Annotated in this window: 21 protein-coding genes and 1 pseudogene; 6 read left to right on the top strand and 16 right to left on the bottom strand. The window is 70.5% G+C overall.

Translation table 11 applies throughout. From position 1 onward, the window contains the following. Window positions 1-33: 33 nt before the first annotated feature. Together rpmF and HRU81_04235 are read right to left on the bottom strand one after the other, a co-directional pair. Complete coding sequence (rpmF, locus tag HRU81_04240; GenBank protein QOJ31374.1) at window positions 34-222, bottom strand: 50S ribosomal protein L32; 189 nt, start codon at window positions 220-222, stop codon at window positions 34-36. 20 nt (window positions 223-242) lie between these two features. Beyond that, window positions 243-791, bottom strand: coding sequence for a DUF177 domain-containing protein (locus tag HRU81_04235; protein QOJ31373.1), 549 nt, complete (start codon window positions 789-791; stop codon window positions 243-245). A 60-nt stretch (window positions 792-851) separates the two neighbouring features. Between HRU81_04235 and maf the strand changes: the two genes are divergently transcribed. Next, window positions 852-1,460: a septum formation protein Maf gene (maf, locus tag HRU81_04230; GenBank protein QOJ31372.1), complete on the top strand. Its 609-nt coding sequence runs from the start codon at window positions 852-854 to the stop codon at window positions 1,458-1,460. Here the strand turns inward: maf and HRU81_04225 are convergent. Beyond that, window positions 1,453-2,442, bottom strand: coding sequence for an RluA family pseudouridine synthase (locus HRU81_04225; GenBank protein QOJ31371.1), 990 nt, complete (start codon window positions 2,440-2,442; stop codon window positions 1,453-1,455). The two genes, maf and HRU81_04225, sit on opposite strands and share 8 nt — an antisense overlap. A gap of 404 nt (window positions 2,443-2,846) precedes the next feature. On the opposite strand from HRU81_04225, the pseudogene HRU81_04220 reads away from it, so the two are divergent. After that, window positions 2,847-4,802 (top strand): annotated as a pseudogene (locus tag HRU81_04220) (Rne/Rng family ribonuclease). Window positions 4,803-5,399: 597 nt separating this feature from the next. On the opposite strand, the gene HRU81_04215 reads toward HRU81_04220, so the two are convergent. The 7 genes from HRU81_04215 to HRU81_04185 are packed head-to-tail and all read right to left on the bottom strand — an operon-like array spanning window position 5,400 to window position 12,924. Then, window positions 5,400-5,903 carry a low molecular weight phosphotyrosine protein phosphatase gene (locus tag HRU81_04215; GenBank protein ID QOJ31370.1) on the bottom strand — a complete coding sequence of 168 codons (504 nt, stop codon included), beginning with the start codon at window positions 5,901-5,903 and terminating at the stop codon, window positions 5,400-5,402. A gap of 8 nt (window positions 5,904-5,911) precedes the next feature. Continuing rightward, on the bottom strand, window positions 5,912-6,661 hold the full coding sequence (gene kdsB / locus HRU81_04210) for a 3-deoxy-manno-octulosonate cytidylyltransferase (protein QOJ31369.1): 750 nt from the start codon (window positions 6,659-6,661) through the stop codon (window positions 5,912-5,914). Next, window positions 6,654-7,730 carry a tetraacyldisaccharide 4'-kinase gene (locus tag HRU81_04205; GenBank protein ID QOJ31368.1) on the bottom strand — a complete coding sequence of 359 codons (1,077 nt, stop codon included), beginning with the start codon at window positions 7,728-7,730 and terminating at the stop codon, window positions 6,654-6,656. Before HRU81_04205 ends, kdsB begins: the two co-directional genes overlap by 8 nt. Further along, a complete protein-coding gene (gene msbA / locus HRU81_04200; GenBank protein QOJ31367.1) occupies window positions 7,663-9,423 on the bottom strand; it encodes a lipid A export permease/ATP-binding protein MsbA in 1,761 nt (586 codons plus the stop codon). The genes HRU81_04205 and msbA overlap by 68 nt, the downstream gene beginning before the upstream one ends. Continuing rightward, window positions 9,423-9,857 carry a biopolymer transporter ExbD gene (locus HRU81_04195; GenBank protein QOJ31366.1) on the bottom strand — a complete coding sequence of 145 codons (435 nt, stop codon included), beginning with the start codon at window positions 9,855-9,857 and terminating at the stop codon, window positions 9,423-9,425. Before HRU81_04195 ends, msbA begins: the two co-directional genes overlap by 1 nt. Beyond that, complete coding sequence (locus tag HRU81_04190) at window positions 9,838-10,488, bottom strand: MotA/TolQ/ExbB proton channel family protein (GenBank protein QOJ31365.1); 651 nt, start codon at window positions 10,486-10,488, stop codon at window positions 9,838-9,840. The genes HRU81_04195 and HRU81_04190 overlap by 20 nt, the downstream gene beginning before the upstream one ends. A gap of 60 nt (window positions 10,489-10,548) precedes the next feature. Beyond that, window positions 10,549-12,924, bottom strand: a complete 2,376-nt coding sequence (locus HRU81_04185) for a DNA internalization-related competence protein ComEC/Rec2 (GenBank protein QOJ31364.1) — start codon at window positions 12,922-12,924, stop codon at window positions 10,549-10,551. Between the two features lie 113 nt (window positions 12,925-13,037). On the opposite strand from HRU81_04185, the gene HRU81_04180 reads away from it, so the two are divergent. Next, window positions 13,038-13,556 (top strand): DUF2062 domain-containing protein, encoded by a 519-nt coding sequence (locus tag HRU81_04180; GenBank protein ID QOJ31363.1) that lies wholly within the window; start codon window positions 13,038-13,040, stop codon window positions 13,554-13,556. Window positions 13,557-13,575: 19 nt separating this feature from the next. On the opposite strand, the gene lolD is transcribed toward HRU81_04180, so the two are convergent. Genes lolD through HRU81_04165 form a run of 3 tightly spaced genes read right to left on the bottom strand, consistent with a single transcriptional unit; the run spans window position 13,576 to window position 16,831 of the window. Beyond that, a complete protein-coding gene (lolD, locus tag HRU81_04175; GenBank protein QOJ31362.1) occupies window positions 13,576-14,307 on the bottom strand; it encodes a lipoprotein-releasing ABC transporter ATP-binding protein LolD in 732 nt (243 codons plus the stop codon). 20 nt (window positions 14,308-14,327) lie between these two features. Then, window positions 14,328-15,575, bottom strand: a complete 1,248-nt coding sequence (locus tag HRU81_04170) for a lipoprotein-releasing ABC transporter permease subunit (GenBank protein QOJ31361.1) — start codon at window positions 15,573-15,575, stop codon at window positions 14,328-14,330. A 14-nt stretch (window positions 15,576-15,589) separates the two neighbouring features. After that, the gene (locus HRU81_04165; protein QOJ31360.1) at window positions 15,590-16,831 is read right to left on the bottom strand and encodes a lipoprotein-releasing ABC transporter permease subunit; all 1,242 of its coding nucleotides are present in this window, start codon (window positions 16,829-16,831) and stop codon (window positions 15,590-15,592) included. A 286-nt stretch (window positions 16,832-17,117) separates the two neighbouring features. Here HRU81_04165 and HRU81_04160 point away from each other — a divergent pair, with 286 nt between their 5' ends. The 3 genes from HRU81_04160 (at window position 17,118) to HRU81_04150 (ending at window position 21,705) form a co-directional block, all read left to right on the top strand. Beyond that, entirely contained in the window at window positions 17,118-17,408 is a 291-nt protein-coding gene (locus HRU81_04160; protein QOJ31359.1) for a hypothetical protein, read from the top strand. Between the two features lie 143 nt (window positions 17,409-17,551). After that, window positions 17,552-21,046 carry a transcription-repair coupling factor gene (gene mfd, locus HRU81_04155; GenBank protein QOJ31358.1) on the top strand — a complete coding sequence of 1,165 codons (3,495 nt, stop codon included), beginning with the start codon at window positions 17,552-17,554 and terminating at the stop codon, window positions 21,044-21,046. Between the two features lie 17 nt (window positions 21,047-21,063). Beyond that, window positions 21,064-21,705, top strand: coding sequence for a hypothetical protein (locus HRU81_04150; GenBank protein QOJ31357.1), 642 nt, complete (start codon window positions 21,064-21,066; stop codon window positions 21,703-21,705). 47 nt (window positions 21,706-21,752) lie between these two features. On the opposite strand, the gene HRU81_04145 is transcribed toward HRU81_04150, so the two are convergent. From HRU81_04145 to nagZ, 3 genes are all read right to left on the bottom strand, one after another. Beyond that, a complete protein-coding gene (locus HRU81_04145) occupies window positions 21,753-22,694 on the bottom strand; it encodes a diguanylate cyclase (GenBank protein QOJ31356.1) in 942 nt (313 codons plus the stop codon). Window positions 22,695-22,865: 171 nt separating this feature from the next. Then, entirely contained in the window at window positions 22,866-23,423 is a 558-nt protein-coding gene (locus HRU81_04140) for a hypoxanthine-guanine phosphoribosyltransferase (GenBank protein QOJ31355.1), read from the bottom strand. Then, on the bottom strand, window positions 23,416-24,465 hold the full coding sequence (gene nagZ, locus HRU81_04135) for a beta-N-acetylhexosaminidase (GenBank protein ID QOJ31354.1): 1,050 nt from the start codon (window positions 24,463-24,465) through the stop codon (window positions 23,416-23,418). Before nagZ ends, HRU81_04140 begins: the two co-directional genes overlap by 8 nt. Between the last annotated feature and the right edge of the window lie 6 nt (window positions 24,466-24,471).

Below are 24,471 nucleotides of genomic sequence, written 5' to 3'. Positions count from 1 at the left end.
CGGGTGGCGAGCGGTGACAAACGGCCGACGCAGCTACTCGGGCGATTCTTCCGCGGTCTCGATGACTTTCTTGCCGCGGTAATAGCCATCGGGACTGACATGGTGCCGGCGATGCGTCTCGCCAGTGGTCGGCTCGACCGAGACCGCCGGCTTTTCCAGCCTGTCATGCACACGGCGCATGCCGCGCGTCGACGGGGTCCTGCGACTCTTCTGAACTGCCATCTCGAACTCTCCTGAAAATCCTATTTCCTGTCCTTGCCGCCATCCCGGATCAGAGCACCCAGGCCGGCAAAGGGCCGGCTGAACCGGGCTCCCGCGGCGGGCTGCAGTGCCGGCCCTGCAGCGATGCCAGCGGCTGGCTTGCAGCCCTCGGCCTCCTGATGCAGTAGCGCCAGCGGCATCATCGCCAGGATCTCGTCCTCGACCATCGACCGGAGCGGCAATGCCCCATCGCTGTCCAGCATGACGCTGTCGAACGGATCTGCCAGATCGTCCGCCGAAGCATCGTCCGGCACCACGGTCAGGGCCGCGTGCAGTTCCGCCGGCCAGCGCACCGCGCCCAGGCATCGCTGGCATGGCAATGGCAGCGCACCAGTCACGCTGACTTCCACCACAGGGAAGCCCTCCGGGCCATTCCGGAACCGCAACGACACATCGAGGTGGCCGTCGTCGCCTGCCGCGAGCAAGGCAGCCACGCGCGGTAGCTTGCTGCCGCCGAAGCTGTCGGCCAAGCCCGCGCCTGCCGCCGCCAGCTCGACGAGCTGTGCGGATCCAATGCGCTCAGCGAGCATAAACATTGAAGTTTAAGGACGCTGGCATACCCTGTCAAAATCCAGTAGCGTCGCCCTGCCATGCAGACCGCCGCAGCAAGCACACCCGGCAGCGTGCCACGGGTGGTCCTGGGATCGGGCTCCCGGTACCGGCGACAGCTGCTGGCGCGCCTTCTGCCCGCCTTCGAGGTGGCGGTGCCGGAGGTCGACGAGACCGCGTTGCCTGGTGAGTCCGGACCCGCTCTGGCGAGCCGCCTGGCCCGGCTCAAGGCGGCAGCGGTGGCCCGGAGCTGGCCAGCTGCCGTCGTCATCGGCAGCGATCAGGTCGCTGCATGCGCCGGGCGCATCCTCGGCAAGCCTGGAATCGCCGCAAGGGCCGCCGAACAGCTCGGCCACTGCTCCGGTCAGCCCCTGCTGCTGCACACGGCAGTTGCGGTGCAGGGACCCGATGGCCGCTGCCTGGAACACCTCGACCGGACCACCCTGCAGTTCCGCACCCTGGACCGCGACGAGATCCTGCGCTACGTGGAACGCGACAACCCGGTGGACTGCGCCGGCGCGTTCCGCTTCGAGTCGCTTGGCGTGGCGCTCTTCAGCAAGGTGGATACCCATGACCCCACGGCCATCGAGGGGCTGCCCCTGGTCTGGCTGGCCACGGCGTTGCGCGGATTCGGGGTCGCCATCATCTAGCCGGGGTGCGCAGGGCACGCAGCCGGGCAAGTACCGCGCGCAGGTCTTCGGGCAGCGGACTCGTGACACGGACGACGCGTTCGTCACGGGGACTGGAAACGGCGATGGATGCCGCATGCAGGAACAGGCGCTGCAGCCCGGCCTGGAGCACAACCGGATCCGGCTCCTGGCCATAGCGGGTATCACCTGCCAGCGGCAGCCCGATGTGGGCGGCATGCACGCGGATCTGGTGGGTACGGCCCGTGAGCAGTGCCACCCGCACCAGCGTTGCACCGGGCAGGCGCTCCTCCACCGTCATGCGGGTGGCAGCGGGCTTGCCGCGCTCGTCCACGCGCACATGCCGCTCGCCACCACGCCTCTCGGTGGTGAGCAGCGGCGCCTCCACCAGTCGCTCCGCGTCGCGCAACCTGCCGACCAGCAGCGCGAGATAGATTTTCTCGACCTCACCGGCGCGGAACTGGGCCTGCAGGTGCCTGAGGCTGGAGGCCCGCTTGGCGAACATCAGGCAGCCGCTGGTATCGCGATCCAGCCGGTGCACGAGTTCCAGGAAGCGGGCAGCGGGCCGCGCCGCGCGCAACAGTTCCACGGCACCCAGGCTGACCCCGCTGCCGCCATGGACCGCCAGGCCGGTCGGCTTGTCGATTACCAGCAGGTCCGGGTCCTCGTGGAGGATGCGCGCCTCGAGCCAGTCGGCGCTGCCAGGCTGCACTGGCCGTCCCGCGGTGCCGGGAGCCTGGCGCACGGGCGGGATGCGCACCCTGTCGCCCTCTTCCAGCCGGTGGCTGGCTGGCGCGCGCCGGCTGTTCACCCGCACCTCGCCGGAGCGGATGATCCGGTAGACATGCGCGCGGGGCACCCCCTTCAGGCGTGCGACGAGGAAATTGTCGAGGCGGCGGTTCGCCTCCTCGGCATCGACGGTGACGTTCAGGACACGGGGCTGCCTGGCCACCGGCGGGTCCGGCGCGGGGTCGTCGGTGTTCAACGCTTGCGTAATCCATTGATGACAAAGGTTCTGGCTGGTATATTACCGGCCGCGTACGCTTTGTGCGCTTTCGGTTGCCGGGTTGAGGCGTCCGTCCCCCGACGGGCCCGATACCGGCGGTTCCGAGTTTCCGGAGCCTGCTCCTGGCAGGCTCACCGTTTGGGCTTCCCTGGCTGGCGGACACGGGCCAACACCCGCTCCGCCGCGCCGCGAATTCCAGTGACAGTGCCGCATGCCGGACCCGGTTCAGATGAGGATCAACGAGTGCGGGACAGCCCACCGGGCACCCGCGCCGGGCATGTCGCGGGCATCGGGCGCCAACCCGGGCGCCAGCACGTCACGTCGTTCGCTGGCGCGCGGCCGTCTTCCAGGGCTACCCGCACACCACCCACAAGTAGGGCCCCATGAAGAGAATGCTGATCAATGCAACTCAGGAAGAAGAGTTGCGCGTGGCCATGGTCGATGGCCAGAAACTGTACGACCTTGACATCGAGTCACCCTCCCGCGAGCAACGCAAGGCAAATATCTACAAGGGACGCATAACCCGCATCGAGCAGAGCCTGGATGCGGCCTTCGTCGACTATGGCGCCGAACGCCACGGCTTCCTGCCGATGAAGGAGATCTCCCGCGAATACTTCGTGACCGAGCCCAGTGGCGAGCGGATGAACATCCGCGAGCTGCTGCGCGAAGGCCAGGAAATCGTCGTCCAGGTGGACAAGGAGGAGCGCGGCAACAAGGGTGCGGCGCTCACCACCTTCATCAGCCTGGCCGGCCGCTTCATCGTGCTGATGCCCAACAACCCGCGGGGCGGCGGCGTCTCACGCCGCATCAGCGGCGAGGAGCGCGACGAGATCCGCGAAGCCATGCACGACCTCGATGTGCCGGGCGGCATGGGCGTGATCATCCGCACCGCCGGTGTCGGTCGCAGCACCGAAGAACTCAACTGGGACATGCAGTACCTGTTGAGCATCTGGGAAGCCATCAAGGCCTCCGTGGTCAGCCGGCCGGCGCCGTTCCTGATCTTCCAGGACAGCAATGCCATCATCCGTGCCCTGCGCGACCACCTGGCAAACGATGTTGGCGAGATCATCATCGACGATGCCGCCACCCACGAGGAAGCGCGCCAGTTCATGGAGCGCGTCATGCCGCAGAACCTGCGCAAGCTGCGGATGTACCAGGATCCGGTGCCGCTGTTCACGCGCTTCCAGATCGAAAGCCAGATCGAGTCCGCCTTCTCGCATGTCGTCACCCTGCCCTCCGGTGGCAGCCTGGTGATCGAGCAGACCGAGGCACTGGTATCCATCGACATCAACTCCGCCCGCTCCACCAAGGGCGAGGACATCGAAGCCACGGCATTCGCCACCAACCTGGAGGCGGCCGATGAAGTCGCGCGCCAGTGCCGGCTGCGTGACCTGGGCGGCCTGCTGGTGGTGGACTTCATCGACATGTCCTCGCAGCGCAGCCAGCGCGAGGTGGAGAACCGCCTGCGCGATGCCATGAAGATGGATCGCGCGCGGGTACAGACCGGGCGCATCTCCCGCTTCGGGCTGCTGGAGCTGTCGCGCCAGCGCCTGCGCCCCTCGCTGGGCGAATCGGCGCACCAGACCTGTCCGCGCTGCAATGGCTCCGGCTCGATCCGCGGGGTCGAGTCGCTGGCGCTCGCGGTACTGCGCCTGATCGGCGAGGAAGCGCGCAAGGACCGCTCGTCCAGGGTGATCGCGCAGCTGCCGGTCGATGTCGCCACCTATCTCCTCAACGAGAAGCGCGACTGGATCCGCGCCATCGAGGAGCGTGACCACGTGCAGCTGGTACTGATCGCCAACCCGCATCTGGAAACGCCCAACTACAGCCTGCGGCGCGTGCGCGACGACCAGGTGTCGGCCCCGGAGAACACCGGCGCCAGCTACACGCTCGCCGCGCAGGAGCAGCCACCGTCCGATGCGGCCCTGGACCTGTTCGCACCCCGCGTGAAGCCCGAGGAACCGGCCGTGGTGCCGGCCATGCCCGCCACACCGGCACCGCCGCCGCCTCCCGAGTTTGCCGCCGAGGAGCGGCCCGCGGCAGCACCGGCCGCGCCGACGCTGGGCCTCTTCCCGCGGCTGCGGATCTGGTTGTTCGGCAGCGGCACGACCGCGCCTGCCCAGCCATCCCGGCCAGAGGGCGAGCGCCGCAAGGACCATCACCATCGCCATGACGGCGGCCGCCACCGCGACCAGCACGGCCGCAGCCGCCGCGACGAGCGCCGTGGCGGACGCGGCCACGGTGGCCCCGGTGGCTCCAGTGGCCAGGGCAACCCGGGCTCCCAGTCCAGCCAGGAACGGCGTGACGGCCGGGGCGAGCGTGACAACCGTGACAACCGTGACCAGCGGGGCCAGCGCCCGCCACGTCAGGACAGCGGGCGCCCGCCCGAGCAGCGTGGCGAGGGCCGGTCCGAACCACGCCAGGGCGACGAGCAGCGTCGCAGCCAGGCACCCCGCCAGGGCGCCAACGGCAGCGATCCCGACCCGTCCGCCCGGCGCGACCGCTCGCGTCCGCGCCGCCGCGGTGGCCGGGGTGGTCGTGGTGGTGGCGGTGCCGAGGAGCGCCAGGGGCGTGAAGGCGGACCATCCGGGTTGCCGGCCGAGCCGCGGCCAGCCCCGGAGGCTGGCACCTTTACCGACCCGCAGCGGACGGATGACGGTGGAGCACTGCCGCGGCCCGAGCGCGAGATCGGCGAGCGGCCACAGGATCATGGCCCTGCCTCGCACCCTGCACCGGGTGCAGCCTCCGCAGAGCAGGCACCACGGGAATCCGGTGACGGCCCTCGCCAGCTGCCCTGGGAACCGCCAGCCTCCGGTGGCACCCGCAGCTACACGGTGTGGTCTTCAGGCGCGGGCGACACGGATTTCTCGGGCCGCGACCGCGATTGAGCGATTGCCGGGGCGGTGCGCGTCCGCACCGCCCCGGCAGGATCTGCCTTACCGCTCGTCGAACCCGGCCTGCAACCGCTGCAGCAGGCCTTCGGTCGCCTCCTCCACCATGTCGAGTACTCGCTCGAAGCCGATCGGCCCGCCGTAGTAGGGGTCGGGCACCGAGCGGCCGGCGTCACCGGCCGCGTACTCCATGAAAAGGTGGATCTTCTGCCGATGCTCGACCGCAGCGGCCTCGCGGAGACTGGCGAGGTTGTCCTCGTCCATGGCGAGGATCAGGTCGAAACGCGTGAAATCCTCTGCCGCCACGGCACGCGCCCGCAGGTCGGAAATGTCGATGCCACGACGGGCGGTCGCCGCCTGCGCGCGCTCGTCGGGCGCCGAGCCGGCGTGATAGCCATGGGTTCCCGCCGAATCGACTGCCACCCGCTCCTGCCACCGCAGCTCCCGCAGCCTATGGCGCACCATGCCGTGCGCCATGGGCGAGCGGCAGATGTTGCCCATGCAGACAAGCAGGATGCGGGTTTGCACGCTATCACCCGGAGTCACCATGCCGCTGCTCAGCCTCGCCTGCCGGCCAGCCAGGCCTCGACGGCGGCGAGGTCGGAAGGCGTGTCGACGTCGGGCCCATGGCCCTCCTGCGCCGGGGCGATGCGGATCTCCATGCCCATCCACAGTGCCCTGAGCTGTTCGAGCTTCTCCACGGTCTCAAGGTAGCACGGTTGGCCCGCGCTGAGGCGCTGCAATTCCCCGCAGCGATAGGCATAGATGCCCAGGTGACGCCAGGCGCCCGGCAGCCCGGTGCTGCCATGGCCTGCGCTGGGAATGGAGGCACGGCTGAAATAGAGAGCGCGTCCAGCCTGATCCATGACCACCTTGACCACATGAGGACTGGCGTAGTCCTCCGGCGTCGCGACCGGCACGCACAAGGTCGCCATGGATGCCCGCGGATGGGCGGCCAGCAGCGCCGCGACCTGCAACACGCTGGCCGCCGGCGTGAGCGGTGCGTCACCCTGCACATTCACCACGATCGTGTCCGCCGGCCAGCCGCGGGCGGCGGCCACCTCGGCGATGCGATCCGTGCCCGAGACGTGGTCGGCCCGGGTCAGGGCCACCGTGCCACCGAAGCCGCGCACCGCATCGGCGATGCGCCCGTCGTCGGTCGCCACGATCACCTCGGCCGCGCCGCTCGCCACGGCACAGCGGTGCACATGCTCGATCATCGGCCGCCCGGCCAGCCGGGCCAGCGGCTTGCCCGGGAAGCGCGATGAAGCGTAGCGCGCCGGGATCACCACGCGGAACTCAGCCATGGGCGGCTCCTGCGGCCTGCAGGCGGGAGGCGATGCACGACATCAGCCGATCCTCCGATCCGGGAGCCATCTGCAGCTCCACCGGCAGGTACCAGGTGTCCGGATCGGTCCAATGCGGATATTTCACGGCATCCTTCTCCGTCATCAGGATGGGCCAGGGCACTTCGCTGCGCAGGAGCGCCAGGTCCGCCCTGCCGTGGTCAGGCACCGCCGCCGTCATGACCTGCATGCCGAGGGAGGCCAGCAGCGCGTGGAACCGCGCCGGGTTGCCGATGCCCGCCACGGCCAGTACCCGGCGGCCGGCGAAGTGCTCCAGGGCGCGGCGCTCGCCCGTGGCCAGCGACACAGCCGTCCCGGGGCAGAGCCTGAAGCCGGTTTCCGTGGCACCGGGCTCGCCGCCGTTGACCACCAGCATGTCGACCTCGGCGAGACGGCTCAGGGGCTCACGCAGGGGGCCCGCCGGCAGCAGCCGGCCATTGCCCCAGCGCTGCACGCCATCCACCACGACGATCTCCACGTCCCGGCGCAGCGCATAGTGCTGCAGGCCGTCGTCGGCGACGATGACATCGGCGCCGCTGCGTGCCGCTGCCTGCGCCGCCCGCAGCCGGTCGACACAGACCACGATCGGCGCGCCGGTGCGCCGTGCCAGCAGCACCGGCTCGTCCCCGGCGATGGCCGGGTCGGTGGCCGCGTCCACCAGCAGCGGCTCTGGCTGCGGCACGCCACCGTAGCCGCGGCTGACGACGCCCGGATGCCTGCCGGCTTCCCTCAGCCGCTGCACCAGCCAGGCGACCAGTGGCGTCTTGCCGGCACCACCGGCGGTCAGGTTGCCGACGACGATGACCGGCACGCCGGGGTGGCCGGAGGCAAGCCAGCCGCGCCGGTAGGCGCTGCGGCGCAGGCGCACCGCAAGGCCGAACAGCCAGGCCAGGGGCTGGAGCAGCGGGCCGAGCAGCGAACGGCCATACCAGGCCTGCCGGATGGCGCCAGCCACCACGCCGCTAGTCATCGCGGAACTGCATCCGGTACAGCATGGCGTACTGGCCGCCCGCGGCCAGCAGCTCGTCATGGGTGCCGCTCTCGATGATGGCTCCGGCGGCCATGACGATAATGCGGTCGGCGTTCTCCACCGTGGACAAGCGGTGGGCGATGACGAAGGTCGTGCGGTTGGCCATCAGCTCGTCGAGTGCCGCCTGGATGTAACGCTCGGACTCCGTGTCCAGCGCCGAGGTGGCTTCGTCGAGGATGAGGATGGGCGCGTCCTTCAGCAGCGCACGCGCGATGGCGATGCGCTGGCGCTGGCCGCCGGAGAGCAGCAGCCCGCGGTCGCCGACCAGTGTGTCGAGGCCCTGCGGCAGCTGGGCCAGCAGGTCCCCCAGGTGCGCCGCACGGGCCGCCCGCTCGATGTCCGCGCGCGGCGCGCCGTTCAGCGATCCGTAGGCGATGTTGTTGGCCACGCTGTCGTTGAACAGCGTGACCTCCTGGCTCACCAGGCTGATCTGCTGGCGCAGGCCCTGCAGGGAGTACTCGCGGATGTCGCGGCCATCGATGAGGATCTGCCCATGGCTGGCTTCATAGAACCTGGGCAGCAGGTTGACCAGCGTGGTCTTGCCGCTGCCCGAACGCCCGACGATGGCCAGCTTCTGCCCCGGCGGCACCCGCAGGCTGATGTCGCGAAGCACCGGGCCCTTGGCCGCGTCGTAGCTGAAGCCGACACCGCGGAACTCCACGTCCCCGCGCACGCGCCCTGGCGCGACGCTGCCGCTGTCGACCTCCTCCGCCTCGTCCAGCAGGCTGAACACGCTCTCTCCCGCCGCCAGCCCACGCTGGATCACGGCGTTGATGCCGCCCACCTGGCGCAGCGGCCGCATGAGCAGCAGCAGCGCGGTGATGAAGCCGCCGAAGTCGCCGAGGTTCATGTGGTTGCGGACGGACGGCGAGATCGCCACCGCCGCCACGGCCGCGAGTCCCACCGCGGCGACCAGCGCCACCAGGCCATCGCCCACGCCCTTGGTCACCACCAGCCGCATCTGCAGGCGCCGGCTCTTCTCGTTGGCGACCTCGAAACGCCGGTACTCGTAGTCGCGGGCGTTGAAGATCCTGATCACGCGCTGGCTCTGCAGCGACTCCTGCGCCACCCGGGTGACGTCGCCCATGGACTGCTGGATGCGCTCGCTGTAGCGGCGGAAATAGCGGCCCAGGGTGCGCGTGATGAACGCCATGAGCGGCGCGGCGATCAGGATGAACGCCGACAGCGTCGGGCTCAGGTAGAACATGTAGGCGACGAGGCCGATGGCGGTGAGCACCTCGCGCAGCATCACCGTGACGACGGTGGATGTCGACTCGGCGATCTGGTCGATGTTGAAGGTCAGCCGCGACAGCAATGCGCCGGTGGACGAGGTGTCGAAGTACTGCGCCGGCAGCCGCATGAACTTGTCGAACACCTGCTGGCGAATGTCGGTGACCACTCGCCGCCCTATCCATCCCAGCCCGTAGCTGGAGGCGACATCGGCCGCGCCGCGGGTGAGGAACAGCACCATGATGGCCAGCGGGATCCAGCGGCGCAGGTCGTCCTCGCCGGGGGCCTGGCTGCCGGGGCCCACCACCTCGAGCAGCCGGTTCACCACCCAGGCGAAGGCGGTGTTGGTGCCGGCATAGACGATCATGCCCGCGCCGGCCAGCAGGAACATTCGCCAGTAGCGGAAGGACAGGCCCAGCATGCGGCGGTAGAGCACGGTGGAGTCGCCGCCCTGGCCTGCCATCACCGCTCCTGTTCGCCGCGCGCGCGCAGCGTGGCGATGTGCACGTCGGTGATGCCGAGCCGCCCGGCGACGTCCATGGCCGTCACCACGTCCTGGTGCGCGGCGCGGGCGTCGGCGTTGATGGTCACGGCCTGCACGCCGGCCTGGGGCATGACGCGACGCATGGCGGCCATCAGCGTTTCCGGCCGGTTGTCCACCAGGGCGCGGCCGTTGACGAAGAAGCCGCCCCGCGCGGTGACGGTGACCTCCAGCGCCGGCGCCACGGTGTCGCGGCCGGTCTCGGCCGCTTCCGGAAGGTGGATCGCCAGCCGCGACTGCGCCACGAAACTGGTGGTCAGCACGAAGAAGATCAGCAGCAGCAGGACCACGTCCACCAGCGAGATCAGGTTGAGTTCCGGGTCGTCCCGGGAGCGATCATGCCTTCGCAGGTTCATCACGCCGCCCGATGCTGTCGATGTACTGGCGCCGGTGCAGCGCATCCACCAGCGTGATCGCCTCCTTCTCCATGTCGATCACCAGGCTGTCCACCCGGTCGCGCAGGAAGCGGTAGGCCACCAGCGTCGGGATCGCCACGACGAGCCCGCCCACCGTGGTGATCAGCGCCTCGGAAATGCCGCCGGCCAGTGCCGCCGGATCGCCGACGGCACCGGTGGAGCTGATGGCGGCGAAGATGCGCACCATGCCGGTAACCGTGCCGAGCAGCCCGAGCAGCGGCGAAATGGCGGCGATGGTGCCCAGCAGGTTCAGGTAGCGCTCGAGGTCGTGCACCACGTGTCGGCCCGTGTCCTCGATGCTCTCCTTCATGATCTGGCGGTCGCGGTTGCGGTTGAGCAGCCCCGCGGACAGGATCCGCCCCAGCGGCGAACCCTCCTGCAAGGTCTGGATGTGCGCATGATTGAGCTCGTTGCGGCTCACCCATTCCCAGACCTGGCGCGTGAGATCGTCGGGCAGCACCCGGCGACGCTGCAGCGTCCACAACCTTTCCAGCATGATGGCCAGCGCGATCACCGAGCAGCCGATGATGGGGATCATCAGCACCCCGCCCGCCTTGATGATTTCCAGCATGGATCCGCGGCCCCGAAACGCCTTCCGGTCAGGACTATAACCCGCTCAACGGCCGACAGTTTAACCCAGCGGCGGCAGGGCGCGTGGCGGCCCGGGCACGGTGCAGGACGATGCTGCCGGCATGGGCGTGGTCCACAGGTGGCTGTCATCGCGGCGCGTGATGCGGGCGAGGCGCAGACCCTGCCCGCCGAGCACGAACACCAGGGCACCGGTCGCCGAGGTGTCGAAGGTACAGGCACCGGCCTGCTCCCAGCGTTCGCGCACCACCTCTGCCGGAAATCCCCAGCGGTTCATGAATCCGGCCGAGAACACCACCACCCGCGGCCGGGTGGCGGCCACCAGCGCCGGCCCCGAGGAGCTGCGGCTGCCATGATGGGGTGCCAGCAGCAGGTCGACGGGCGCCAGCGCACCGCGGGCTGCCAGTACTGCTTCCTGCCGGAGCTGCACATCGCCGGGCAGCAGGACGCTGCCGCTGGCGGCATCCACCCTCAGCACGCAGGATGCGTCGTTGTCGGAGAGCTGCGCACCCGCCGGCGGATTGAGGATGCTGAAGCGGACACCATCCCATAGCCAGGCTTCCCCGGCCACGCAGGGCCGCGCCCTGGCGGCAGCGAGCCGCGCCGCATTGCCGCCGATGAGCACGGCCCCCGGATAGGCGCGCAGCACGGTCGCCGCGCCCCCCGCATGATCGAGGTCGTCGTGGGAGATGAGCAGTGCATCGAGCTGGCGAATCCCGGCGGCACGCAGCACCGGCACCACGACGGAATCTCCGGTGTCGAGCCGGCGGTAGGCGGGCCCGGCGTCGTAGACCAGCGAATGGCTCGCGGTCTGCAGCAGCACGGCGAGCCCCTGGCCGACATCCATGACCGTCACGCGCAGCTCCCCGGCCTGCAGGTCACCACGGCCTTCGCTGCCCGCGACCAGTGGCAGCAGCAGCACGCCGGCCAGCAGGCGCAACGGCAACGGCCGCCACCAGGCCAGCATCGCCGCCGCGACCAGGCAGAGCACCAGGCTGGCGATGCCCTGGGGCGGCGGCTGCCAGGCGCCGTCGCCGGCGAGCATCCCGGCCAGCGCCGCCAGCAGATCCATGAGCCGCGCCACCACGGCAGCCGCCAGCCGCAGCAGCAGCGTGCCCGGCAGCGGAAACGCCAGCAGCAGCGCCGCGCCGCCCAGCGCCAGCGGCATGACGACGAGGCTGAACACCGGCACCGCCAGCAGGTTCGCCAGCGGTGCCACCAGCGACAGCTGCTGGAAGTAGGCCAGGGTCAGCGGTGCCAGGCCAATTCCCAGCAGCAGCTGCAACCGCAGCAGGCTGACCGCCCCACCGAAGATGCGCCGCGCAAACCCGCGTGGCGGGACGGCCGCCGGCCGTGGCCGGCGCGTCGCCGCCACCAGCAGCCAGGCGACACCGGCGAACGACAACCAGAAGCCCGCCGACAGCACGGACGCCGGATCGATCGCCAGGATCAGCAACGCCGCCGCGGCCAGCGCATCCAGGCTGTCCGCCGGGCGGCGGCGCCAGGCCAGCAGCGCCACCACGCCCAGCATCAGCAGGGCCCGCAGCACGCTGACACCGAATCCGGCGAGCGCGCTGTAGAGGGTGGCGACCGCCAGCGCCAGTGCCGGGCCCGCGCCCGGCCGGCCGGCCAGCCATGGCCAGATGTGCCCGAGCCAGGGCACCAGCAGCACGAAGGGCGCCGCCACCAGGGCGATGTTGAAGCCCGAGATCGCCAGCAGGTGCGTGGTGCCGGTGCGGCGCATCAGCTCCCAGTCCGCCGGCGACAGCCCCGCGGTCACGCCCACTGTCAGGCCAAGCACATGGGCGCTGCCCGGGCGCCCGGCCAGCGCCGCCTCGATGCGGCCCGCCAGTGTCGCCCGCAGGGTGCCGACGGGACAGTCCGCCAGCTGCGCCTCGAGCCGGCGGTTGAGGCGCGAGGCGCGCACGTAACCCGATGCACCGATGCCACGCTGGTACAGCCATTGCTCGAAGTCGAAGCCACCGGGATTGGCGAGCCCATGCGGCGGCTTCAGGCGCACCAACAGCTGCCAGCGCTCGCCGGGCCGCAGTGGCGGCGATGGCGCGTACCAGCTCAGGTGCAGGCGCGCCGGCAGGCCCTCGCCGCGCCCCGCCGCTCCGGTCTCGAGTACCAGGCGCTGCGCTTCGGCGTCCGGCCGCGGGAAATCGCAGACCACGCCCTGCACCAGCAGGTCGCGCCCGGCCAGCGCGGCGGGCAGGCGTGCATCGACGAGCCATGCGGCACGGTACAGCGTCCAGCCCGCCAGCAGCACCAGCAGCGCCACACGTCCACCCAGGCCGTGCCAGGCCAGCAAGGCGATCGCGCACCAGGCCACCGCTGGCCATGCCAGCAGCGACGGCGTGCCGAAGTATTGCAGCAACCACGCAGCGGCAACGGCAGGGACAGCCAACCAGGACATGTGCGACGGGCCGCCGGATGAACGATAATGCACCGGCACGCGAGGCAGGCTCGCGACGAAATCTCCCCGGTGCGCGGTCCCGACCCCACGTGATTCACCCGGCAGTGTAGGCAATGCCGCGAAAATTCCTGCGGCGCATATCCCGGCAGTACCGCCAGAATGAGCAGGCCTGGTACCTGCGGCCGTTCCGCGGCCTGCTGCGCCAGCCGATGTACTTCGCCGTCAACCGGCGCAGCGTCACCGGCGCACTCGCCATCGGCGCCTTCATCTCCATGCTGCCGGTGCCGGGCCACACGCCGCTGGCGGTGGTGTGCGCGCTGCTGGCGGGAGTGAACCTGGGTGTCGCGGCGCTGGCTGCCTGGCTGAACAGCCCGCTGACGCTGATCCCGGTGTTCTACTTCGAATACCGCCTGGGCGCCCGCCTGCTCGGCATGCCGCCGCAAGCCTGGCCGGATACCGTCAGCTGGGCCTGGCTGCAGGCGCAGCTCGGACTGATCTGGCGCCCCCTGTTCCTCGGTGCACTCATTGCGGCAACGCTGACCGCCGCCATCATCTATTTCGGCAGCAATGCCCTGTGGCGCTGGTCGTCGGCGCGACGCCTGCGCCGGCGCCAGGCACGCCAGCGCGGCTGAAGGCGGCCCGGGCCGCGACTCAGGCCACCATCTCGCCCGCCACCTCGCGCAGGCGCCCGTCTTCCATGTGCAGCACGCGATCCATGCTCCGTGCCCGGGCCAGGTCGTGGGTGACGATCACCAGGCTGGCGCGGGTCTCGGCATTCAGCTCGAGCATGAGTTCGAAGACGCGATCACCGGTGCGGTGATCGAGGTTGCCGGTGGGCTCGTCGGCGAGCACCACCGCCGGTGCCGTCACCAGCGCCCTCGCCACGGCGACCCGCTGGCGCTCGCCGCCGGAGAGCTCGCCCGGCTTGTGATGCAGGCGCGCACCGAGCCCCACCCGCTCCAGCAGCCGCTGCGCCTCCGCGCTGACCTGCGCCAGCGGCAGGCGGCGCAACAGCAGCGGCATGGCGACGTTCTCGATCGCCGTGAACTCCGGCAGCAGGTGGTGGAACTGGTAGACGAAGCCGAGCGACTCGTTGCGGATGCGGCCACGCTCGGCCTGGCCCAGGGTCGCCACATTGCGGCCGAGCACGTAAACGGCGCCGCGGGTGGGGGTATCGAGCCCGCCGAGGAGCTGCAGCAGCGTGGTCTTGCCGGCGCCGGAAGCACCGATGATGGCGATGCGCTCGCCCCGTGCCACCTGCAGGTCCACGCCATGCAGCACCCGCACCACTGCCGGTCCTTCGCGGAATTCCTTCTCGAGCGCGACGCAGGCCAGCGGGATGGCTCGCGGATCCGCGGCAGGGGTGTTTGCAGGACTGTCCATGGCGGGTTGCGGTTCCGTGTTCAGTAGTGGCGCAGCGCCTCGGCGGGCGGCAGGGTCGAGCCGCGCCAGGCCGGATAGAGCGTGGAGCTGAAGGCCAGCCCCAGGGCGATGCCGCCGATGACGGCCACATCGGACCAGCGGAGCTGGGTGGGAAAATCGCTGATGAAATAGATGTCCGGTGCCAGGAACTTCATGCCCAGCGCATGCTCGACCATGCCGACCAGCACATCCAGGTTGACCGCGACCAGCACGCCGAGTGCGACGCCAATGGCCGTGCCGGTGACGCCGATGAGCGTGCCCTGCGCCATGAAGATGCGCACGATGGCCGCCGGTGCCGCACCCAGTGTCCGCAGGATGGCGATCTCCCCCCTCTTCTCGCGGACCACCATGACCAGCGTGGAGACGATGTTGAAGGCCGCCACCGCCACCACCATCAGCAGGATGATGAACATGATGGACTTGGTCAGCTCGATGGAACGGAAGAAGTTGGCGTGCTCCCGCGTCCAGTCGCTGACGTACACGCCGCCACCGTAGGCCCGGGCCACGCCCACCACGCCCTGCGGCGCCATCGCCGGGTCGGCGAAGGCCAGGCGCAGCCCGCTCACCGTGTCACCCATGCGGAACAGCCGTGCCGCATCCTCCATGTGCATGAACACCAGCCCGCTGTCGTACTCGTACATGCCCGCATTGAAGATGCCGACCACGCGGAAGCGGCGCATGCGCGGCACCACGCCGGCCGGGGTGGCGACGCCCTCGGGCACCAGCACCACGACCGGGTCACCGATCCCGACCTGCAGCCGCTCGGCCAGCGGCTGGCCGATGACGATGCCGTAGCCGCCAGGCACCAGCGCGCGGAAATCCCCGGCACGCAACAGCGTCTGCAGGGCAGCCGTGGCCAGCTCAGGCCCGGGCTCGATGCCGCGCACCTCGACTCCCTTCACGGCGCTCTCGCCCACCACCATGGCTTCGCCGCGCACGAACGGCGCGCTGGCCACCACGCCCGGATAGGCGGCCGCGACCTCCTCCATGCGATGCCAGTCGCTGATCCGTCCCTCGAGGCCGGTGATGGTGCCGTGGGCGAGCACGCCGAGGATGCGCGCACGCACCTCGTGCTCGAAGCCGTTCATGGCCGAGAGCACGGCGATCAGCACCGCCACGGCCAGCGCGATGCCCGCCACGGACATCAGCGAGATGAAGGAGACGAAGCGGTTCTTGCTGCGCGAGCGGACATAGCGCAGGGCTATCGCCAGTTCAACCGGTCGCAGCATGGATCCCCGCCCGCTCATTCATAGCGCAGCACTTCGGCCGGCTCGACCGCCGCGGCCCGCGCCGCCGGATAGACAGTCGCCACCGCGGTCATGGCCAGCGCGACCAGGCCCACGGACAGCACGTCGGTCCAGCGCAGGTCGGACGGCAGCGCCGTCAGGTAATAGACATCGGCGGGCATGAACTGGAAGCCGAGCAGCCGCTCCAGCGCCGGCGCGACGACGCCGATGTTGGCAGCCAGCGCCGCCCCGCTGGCGATGCCGGCCACCACGCCGATCCAGCCGATGGCGACGCCCTGTACCGCGAACACGCGCACGATGTCGGCGCGCGAGAACCCCAGCGTGCGCAGGATGGCGATGCTGCCGCGCTTGTCGGTGACCACCATGACCAGCGTCGCCACGATGTTGAAGGCGGCGACACCGACGATCAGCGACAGCAGCACCATCATCATGGTCTTCTCCAGACGCACCGCCCGGAAGTACGTGGCATGGTCCTGCGTCCAGTCGCGCACCAGCAGGCCGGCGCCGTGGCGGGCCGCCCAGGCGCGGATGATGCCGGGCGCCGCGAAGATGTCGCTCGTGGTGACGCGGATGCCGCCGACACGCTCGCCGAGCCCGCCCATGGCGGCCGCATCGGCCATGCTGACGAAGGCACGCGTGCCGTCGTGGTCCTTGACGCCGAGTTCGAACACGCCACGCACGGTGAACTGCCACAGGCGCGAGCGCAGGCCGTTCTCGCGGTCCTTGGTCGGCACCAGCACCGTGACCGCATCACCGACACGGGCGCCGATGCGCGCCGCGAGGGCGTCGCCGAGAATGATGGCCCGGCTGCCGGGCTGCAGGCTGTCGAGGTCGCCCTCGCGCATCCCCTTGCGCAGCGGCGAGCTGTCGCCTTCCAGGGCTGGATCGACCCCCGTCACCACCGCCCCGGCCAGGTCCGCGGCGCGGGCCAGCACGGCCTCCAGTTCGATGACGGGCACCGCCCCGGTGATTCCCGGATAGGCCAGCAGGTCGCGGCGCAGCTCCTGCCAGCCGGCCAGGCCGTCGGCGCGCGATACCCATGCGTGGCCGGTAACGCTGGTCAGACGGTTGCGCAGTTCATCCTCGAAGCCGTTCATCACCGACAGCACGACGATCAGCGCCGCGACGCCGAGCGCCACGCCGAGGGCCGAGGCCAGCGTGACGAAGGAGGCGAACTGGTTGGCGCGCTGGCTGCGCAGGTAGCGCAGCCCGATGTATCCGGAGACGGGACGCCTCACCGGACACTCCTCGGGTGGTCGACGGCACGGGCGTGCACTGGGCGGGTCTCCTCGGCGGGCGGCACAGTATGCACGCCTTCCGGCCGCATCCCCAAGCGTCGGCAGCGGGCCTGCCCGCGTTCCTGCCGGCAGCACGCGATCCCCGTGCTCTGCCGCCGCGGCACCGGCCTCCCGCGGTCGTGCCAGGCCACCCAATAATGTGAAGCAGGTTCAAGAAGCCGCCGGTTTTTCTGCATTACGGTGCGATGTTATAGTCGACTGCTCAAGCGCTGTTGAGGTTATCACGATGCGCAACCGCTCCTGCATTTTCCTCGCCGCCGCCCTGGGATTCCTTGGCATCGCGGGCGTCGCCCGCGCCGACACCCTGATCATGCAAGGCATCGAAGCCGCACGCGACAGCGCCGCCGAGCGTCCCGCCCGCGGCATGAGCATGAAGGCCGTGGAGGCGAAATGGGGTGAGCCGGCAGGCAGGCAGCCGCCCGTCGGCAAGCCGCCCATCACGCGCTGGGACTACGGCAGCTTCGTCGTCTACTTCGAGTACGATCACGTGATCGACGCGGTGATCCGGCGCCACTGAGCCGGCGACCGCTCCGGCCGCCGCGGGGCTGCCGCCACCGCGGCTCCCTGCCAGCAGCAGGCGCGGGCCCGCGCCGGGATGCCGCCCGGCCGCCCACGCCCCGTGTGTGATAATCGCGCCCCCTGACTTCGACCTGGATGTCCATGGCGCGCCCCCTGCTTGCCCGTCCTGACGAACTGCCCGCGCCGGGCACGACCCGCCGCTGGACGAGCCCGCCGGGCTGCGCGCCGGCGCTGGCCCTCACGGAGCTCGCGGCAGGTGGCCGCGGGCTGCTGGTGCTCGCCGGCAGCGTGGCACAGGCCGAGGCGCTGGAGGCGGAGCTGCGCTTCTTCGGCCAGGCCACGGCCCGTATCGAGCTGTTCGCCGACCTCGAGGTGCTGCCCTACGACAGCTTCAGCCCCCATCAGGACCTGGTGTCGGCGCGGCTGCGCATCCTGCGCGGGTTGCGCTCCCGCCCGGCAGGCATCCTGGTCACGGCGGCGTCCACGCTGCTGCCACGCCTGGCCCCGGTCTCGTACCTGGAACACCACGCGGTGCGCGTTGCCGTGGGCGAGGCGCGCAGCCTCGAATCCTTCCAGGCCAGCCTCGACCAGGCCGGTTACCAGCGGACAGGCCAGGTATCCGTGCACGGCGACTACGCCCTACGCGGCTCGCTGATCGATTTCTTCCCGACCGGCTACGAATTCCCGGTGCGGGTGGATTTCCTCGATGACAGCGTCGAGTCGATCCGCAGCTTCGATCCCGACACGCAGCTTTCCGCCGCGCCGCTCGACGCCGTGGACACCATGCCGGCCCGCGAGTTGCCGAACGACGCCGAATCCATCCGCCAGTTCCGCCAGCGCTATCGCCGGCGCTTCGAGGGCAACCCGGCCGAGTCGGTGATCTATCGGGAGGTTTCCGCACGGCGGCTGCCCGGCGGCGTCGAGAGCTACCTGCCGCTGTTCTTCGAGCGGACGGCGACGATCTGGGACTACCTGCCGGCCGACACGCTGGTGGTGGCGCTGGGCGATCCGGGGAAGCTCTTCCAGCAGGGATGGCAACAGGTCGAGGAACGCCACGAGCAGCTCGGCTCGGATCGCGAGCGCCCGCTGCTGCAGCCCGCGGAAGCGTATTGCCCGCCGGCTGAACACCTCGGGCGCCTCGGCACGCTCCCCGTGCTGCAGCTGGAAACCGAGCCCGATCCGGTGGCCGCGCCCGGCGACGTCGCCCTGGCAGCCACCCCGGCACCGCCGCTGATGCTCAATCCGCGCGAAGACGAGCCCGGCGCGCGCCTCGGCCGCTTCCTTGCCGGGCATGGCGGGCGGTTGCTGCTGTCCGTGGATTCCCCCGGGCGCCGCGAGTGGCTGCAGGACCTGCTGCAGCGCCTGGGCGAAACTGCCGATGCCGTGGACGGCTGGGCGGCGTTCCTCGCCAGCCCGCGGCGCGTCGGCCTGGCGATCGCCGGCCTGGAACGCGGCATGCACCTGCCCGGCGCCGGCATCACGGTCCTCGGCGCGCAGGAAATTTTCGGCCAGGCGAGCCGCTCCCGCACACGTCGTCGTCGCGGCCGCGATCCGGAGAGCATCGTCGGCGACCTCACCGACCTGCGCGTGGGCGCACCCGTCGTCCATCTCGACCACGGCGTCGGCCGCTATGTCGGCCTGACCCGCATGACCATCGGCGACACCGTGGGCGAGTTCGTCACGCTCGAGTACGCGGGCGGCGACCGGCTGCACGTGCCGGTCAGCTCGCTCGAACTGGTGTCGCGCTATACGGGCGCGGCGCCCGAGATGGCGCCCCTGCACCGCCTCGGTACCGACCAGTGGCTGAAAGCGCGGCGCCGTGCGGCGGAGAAGATCCGCGACGTCGCCGCCGAACTACTCGACCTGTACTCGCGCCGCGCCGCCCGTCCCGGACGCAGTGCCCGCGTGGATGCCGCAGGCTACGAGGCGTTCGCCGCCGGCTTTCCGTTTTCACTCACCGAGGACCAGGCGACGGCCATCGACAACGTGCTGGCAGACCTCGCCAGTCCCTCGCCGATGGACCGCCTGGTGTGCGGCGACGTGGGCTTCGGCAAGACCGAGGTGGCGCTGCGCGCCGCCTTTGCCGCCGTCGGCAGCGGCCGGCAGGTGGCGGTGCTGGTGCCGACCACGCTGCTCGCCCAGCAGCACCACGAGACCTTCGCCGACCGCTTTGCGGACTGGCCGGTGACGGTCGAGGTGCTGTCGCGCTTCAGGACTCCGCAGGAACATCGCCAGGTGCTGCAGCGCGTGGCCGCCGGCCAGGTGGACATCGTCATCGGCACCCATCGCCTGCTGCAGAAGGACGTGGCCTTCAAGGACCTCGGCCTGGTGATCATCGACGAGGAGCACCGCTTCGGCGTGCGCCACAAGGAGCAGCTGAAGGGCCTGCGCGCCGAGGTCGACATCCTCACGCTCACCGCCACGCCCATCCCGCGCACGCTCAACATGGCCCTGGGCGACCTGCGCCAGCTCTCGCTGATCACCACGCCACCGGCGTCGCGACTCGCCATCAGGACCTTCCTCAGCACCTGGAGCACGCAGCTGATCCGCGAGGCCTGCCTGCGCGAGCTGCAGCGTGGCGGCCAGATCTACTTCGTGCACAACCGCATCCAGGACATCCGCACGATCGGCGAGAAGCTGGCGAAGATCATGCCCGAGGCGCGCATCGAGGTGGCCCACGGGCAGATGCACGAGCGCGAGCTGGAACGGGTCATGCTGGACTTCTACCACCGGCGCTTCGACATCCTGGTCTGCACGGCCATCGTCGAGAGCGGGCTCGACGTGCCATCGGCCAATACCATCATCATCGACCATGCCGAGCAGTTTGGCCTCGCGCAGCTGCACCAGCTGCGCGGCCGCGTCGGCCGCTCGCACCACCAGGCCTTCGCCTACCTGCTGGCGCCGCCACGCGAGGCGCTGCAGGCCGACGCGCGCCAGCGCCTGGAAGCAATGGAGGCCCTGGAGGACCTGGGTGCCGGCTTCGTGCTGGCGACCCACGACCTGGAAATCCGCGGTGCCGGCGAGCTGCTCGGCGAGGACCAGAGCGGGCAGATCCAGGAGATCGGCTTCGCGCTCTACAACGAGATGCTGGCCCGGACGGTGCGCGCCCTCCAGGATGGCCTCGATGCCGATGCGGCACAGGACGGCGCGCGCGGTCCGGAGATCGAGCTGCAGATCCCGGCGCTGCTGCCCGATGAGTACCTGCCGGACATCCACCTGCGGCTGGTGCTGTACAAGCGCATCGCCAATGCCGGCTCCGACGCGGAACTCGCCGCGCTGGGGCGCGAGCTCGCCGACCGCTTCGGCCAGCTGCCCCCCGCAACCACCAACCTGCTGCGCGTGGCCGGGCTGCGCCTGCGCGCCCGCGAGCTGGGCATCGCGCGCCTCGCCGCCGGCGCCACCGGCGGCAGCGTCGAGTTCGGCAGCGCCACCCGCGTGGATCCGGCCGTGCTGGTGCGTCTGATCCAGTCGGACCCGCAGCAGTTCCGGCTGGATCCGCGCCAGCGGCTGGCGTTCCGCGCCGGCATGGAAACCACCGAGGAACGGCTGGCCTACGCCGACCACCTGCTGGCACAGCTCGGCGCCGCGGCGGCAGGCCCCGCCGCTCCCCGCAGGACAGCCGGCATGGCATCATGACCCGCATGGAATGGCGCATGGCCACAGCGATCAGCCATCACGCCGCGGCGGCGGTGCTGGCGTTGCTGGCACTGGCGGCAGCGGCGCCTTCCGCTGCCGTCGCGGCCGACGACAGCGGCGCCTATGAAGTGGAGATCCTCGTGTTCCGCAACCTCGACCAGCGCGGCAACACGACGGAGGTCCCGGTTCCTGCTGGTCAGGCCACCACGGCTGTCGCCCCCGCCCTGCCCGCCCCGGGCGCCGCCGTCGGCGTGCCAGCCACCGGCCTCGATCCGGGCGAACTGCGGCTGACGTCGCTCGCGGCGCGCCTGCGTCGCGGCCCGGCCTATCAACTCGTCTACCACGGCGGCTGGCGGCAGGCAGCCGTGCCGCGGGCGCAGGCCCAGCCGACGACCCTGCCCGCCGCGGCGGCCCAGGCGGGACTCGGCGGCACGGTGACGCTCTACCGCGACCGCTACCTGTACGCGCTGCTGGACCTGTCGCTGCCGGCCGAATCCGGCGCCGCGGGCCAGGTCTGGCACATCAGGCAGGGGCGCCGGCTGCGCGGCGATGCGCTCCAGTATTTCGACCAGCCGGGATTCGGCGTCATCCTCGCCGTCAGGTCGCCGGCGGGTACGGCTGACACCGCGCCGGCGTCGGCGACCGACGAGGAACCCTGAACCGCGCGCAGGCGTTGCACCGCCAGCTGCGGTGCGGGAAAGCCGCTTCAGCCGACGCCGCGTTCCTCGCCGGATGCGCTGGAAGGACGCGCAACCTCGGCTTCGGCCTGCTGCAACAGGCCGTGGTCATTCCTGCCCCAGGCCGGCACCACGCTGCCGAGGCCGACGGAGACCGTGACATAGCGGCCGCTGGGCGAGCGCGGATGATGGATGGCCAGTTCGCGGACCTTGCGGGCGATCTGCCCGGCAAACTCGCGCAGCTGGGACTCCTCGCCACCGCCGAGCAGCGCCGCGAAGCGGTTGTCGGCCACGCGGGCAGCCACATCCCCGGTACGCCGCAACGAGCCGCTGATGGCATGGGCCACCTTGCGCAGGCAGGAGTCCGCGGCATGCTTGCCGTACAGGTCGCGGTAGCGATCGAGGGCATCGACCTGGAAGACGACCACGCTGATGCGCCGCTGTTCGCGGCTGGCCACGGACCAGTCGCGCTGCACCACCTCGAGAAACGCCTGGCGGTTGGCGAGGCCGGTGATGGCATCGCTGCGATCGAGTTGCCGCAGTCTGAGCTGGGCATCGCGCAAGGCCATGCGCAGCGTGTCCTCGCCGGAGGCATCACCGGCTGCCGCCTCGGCATCCAGCGTCACCAGCCAATACGCGGGGTGCCCGGGCCGGTCGAACAGCGGCGAGACCTGCAGGGCCATGTCCACGGGCTCGCCCGATCGCGACTGCCAGCGCTGGCGCAGGTGGCGCACCACCAGGGCGGGACTGCCGAGCAGGCGCTCGCGCTGCGGGGCCAGTTCCTGCGGATCCACCAGCAGGCCATGCCAGGGGCAACCGACCAGGGTCGCGGTATCCAGCCCGGTGAGTTGCCCGATGATGGAATTCATGTAGATGACAGGCCAGTGGTCCTGGCGGGCATCGATGATCAGTGTGCCCAGCGGAAGCTGGTCCAGCGCCTGGATGAGGATATTTTTTTCTATATCTTTCATCAGTATATGTACTGGACTTCAGGCAATTCCGGTCTGGCCTGCGGCGGGCGGCCTGCAGGCGATGCGGCTGGACATAAGGGCCAGCGTGCATCTTAGGCAGCGGCGTGCAGCGGGTCTGTGAAGCAGGTCACCGCCACGCAGGCGAAGCCGGCTTGCGGCGGGAAGAGCGCGCTAGCGTCCGGGGCCATCGCCGGCGGGATCCGCCAGCGCGTAGACGCCGCGCAGCTGCCGCCAGCGTTCCTGGAGATCCATGCCGCAGCCGAAGACGAATTCGTCCCCGATCTCCAGCCCGATGTGCTCGGGCACCGTCGATACCACCGGTCGCGGATGGCGCTTGCGGGCGAGGACGGCACTCACCACCTGCCGTGCACCCGCCGCCCGGCAATGGCGCTGCAACTCGGCCAGCGTGTGGCCGGCGTCGAAGATGTCATCCACCAGCACCGCCACCCTGCCGCGCAGGGGCTGGCGTGGCCTGCTGATCCAGCGGATGTCCCCACCCGTGGTGCTGTCGCCGTAGCGTGTCAGGTGGCAATAGTCGAGGACGAAGTCCCCCTCCAGGCGTCGCGCGATCTCCACCAGCGGGATCATGCCGCCGACCATGACGCCGATGAGCACGCAGTCGCCCGCGTGCACCAGCGGTTGCAGGCCGGCCGCCAGGCGCGACCAGGCACACTCGACCTCGGCGGCCGGAACCAGCAGCCGCGCACCGTGAATGGGCGGATCAGCCATGCAGCTCGAGCGGTGGACGGCCCAGTGCAGCCGCCAGTTGCGCCGTGGCCTGCTTCCACTCGCCGCGTTCGCGCAGTGCCGGCGTCTCCAGGCCTTGCTGCGGCCGGGCCCGCATCGCCACCAGCCTGGCGTGCGCGGCCGGATCACTGAAGCCGGCGAGATCCCGGAGCACTCCGGCTGCGGCAGCCGGATCGTTGCACACCAGTGCCATGTCCGCGCCCGCCTCCAGCGCCTGGCGCACGCGTGCGGATGCACTGCCGCCCGCCGCTGCACCCGCCATGCTCATGTCGTCGGTGAAGATCACGCCCTGGAAGCCGAGCCGTCGCCGGAGCTGGCCCTTCAGCCACAGCGGTGAAAGGCTGGCAATGCGCGCATCGACACGCGGGAAGCGGATATGGGCGACCATGACACCGCCGAGGCCGTGGTCGATCAGCCGCCGGTACGGCGACATGTCCTCCTCGATCTCGACCAGGGAGCGGCGGTCCACCGGCAGTTCATGGTGGGAGTCCGCGGCCACGGCGCCATGACCGGGAAAGTGCTTGGCGACCGCCGCCATGCCTGCCGAGCGCATGCCCTGCATGTAGGAGAGCGCCAGGCTGGCCACGGCCTCCGGGTCGCGGTGCAGGGCGCGATCACCGATGACGCCGCTCACGCCCCAATCGATGTCCACACAGGGCGCGAAGCTGAAATCGACACCATCCTCGACCAGCTCGGCGGCCATGATCCAGCCGCAGGCGAAGGCGAGATGGCGCGCACGGTCGGTATCCTGCTCGTACTCGTGCCCGAGCCAGCGCAGGGCAGGCAGGGCGGTAAAACCGCTGCGGAAGCGCTGCACGCGGCCACCTTCCTGATCCACGGCGATCAGCGGGGCCGGGTGCCGCACCGCGCGGATGCTGGCCGTGAGGGCCCGCAGCTGCTCGCGGTCCTGGAAATTGCGCGAGAAAAGAATCACGCCGCCCACCAGCGGATCGGCCAGGCGGGTGCGCTCCTCATCCGTCAGGGCCAGGCCCTGGACGTCGATCATCAGGGGTCCGAGTGTCATGCAGCC

The organism is Gammaproteobacteria bacterium, assembly GCA_015709695.1.
Lineage (GTDB): Bacteria > Pseudomonadota > Gammaproteobacteria > Steroidobacterales.
Note: the sequence above shows the minus strand (reverse complement) of the source record. Positions and strands in the feature narration are given on the sequence as shown.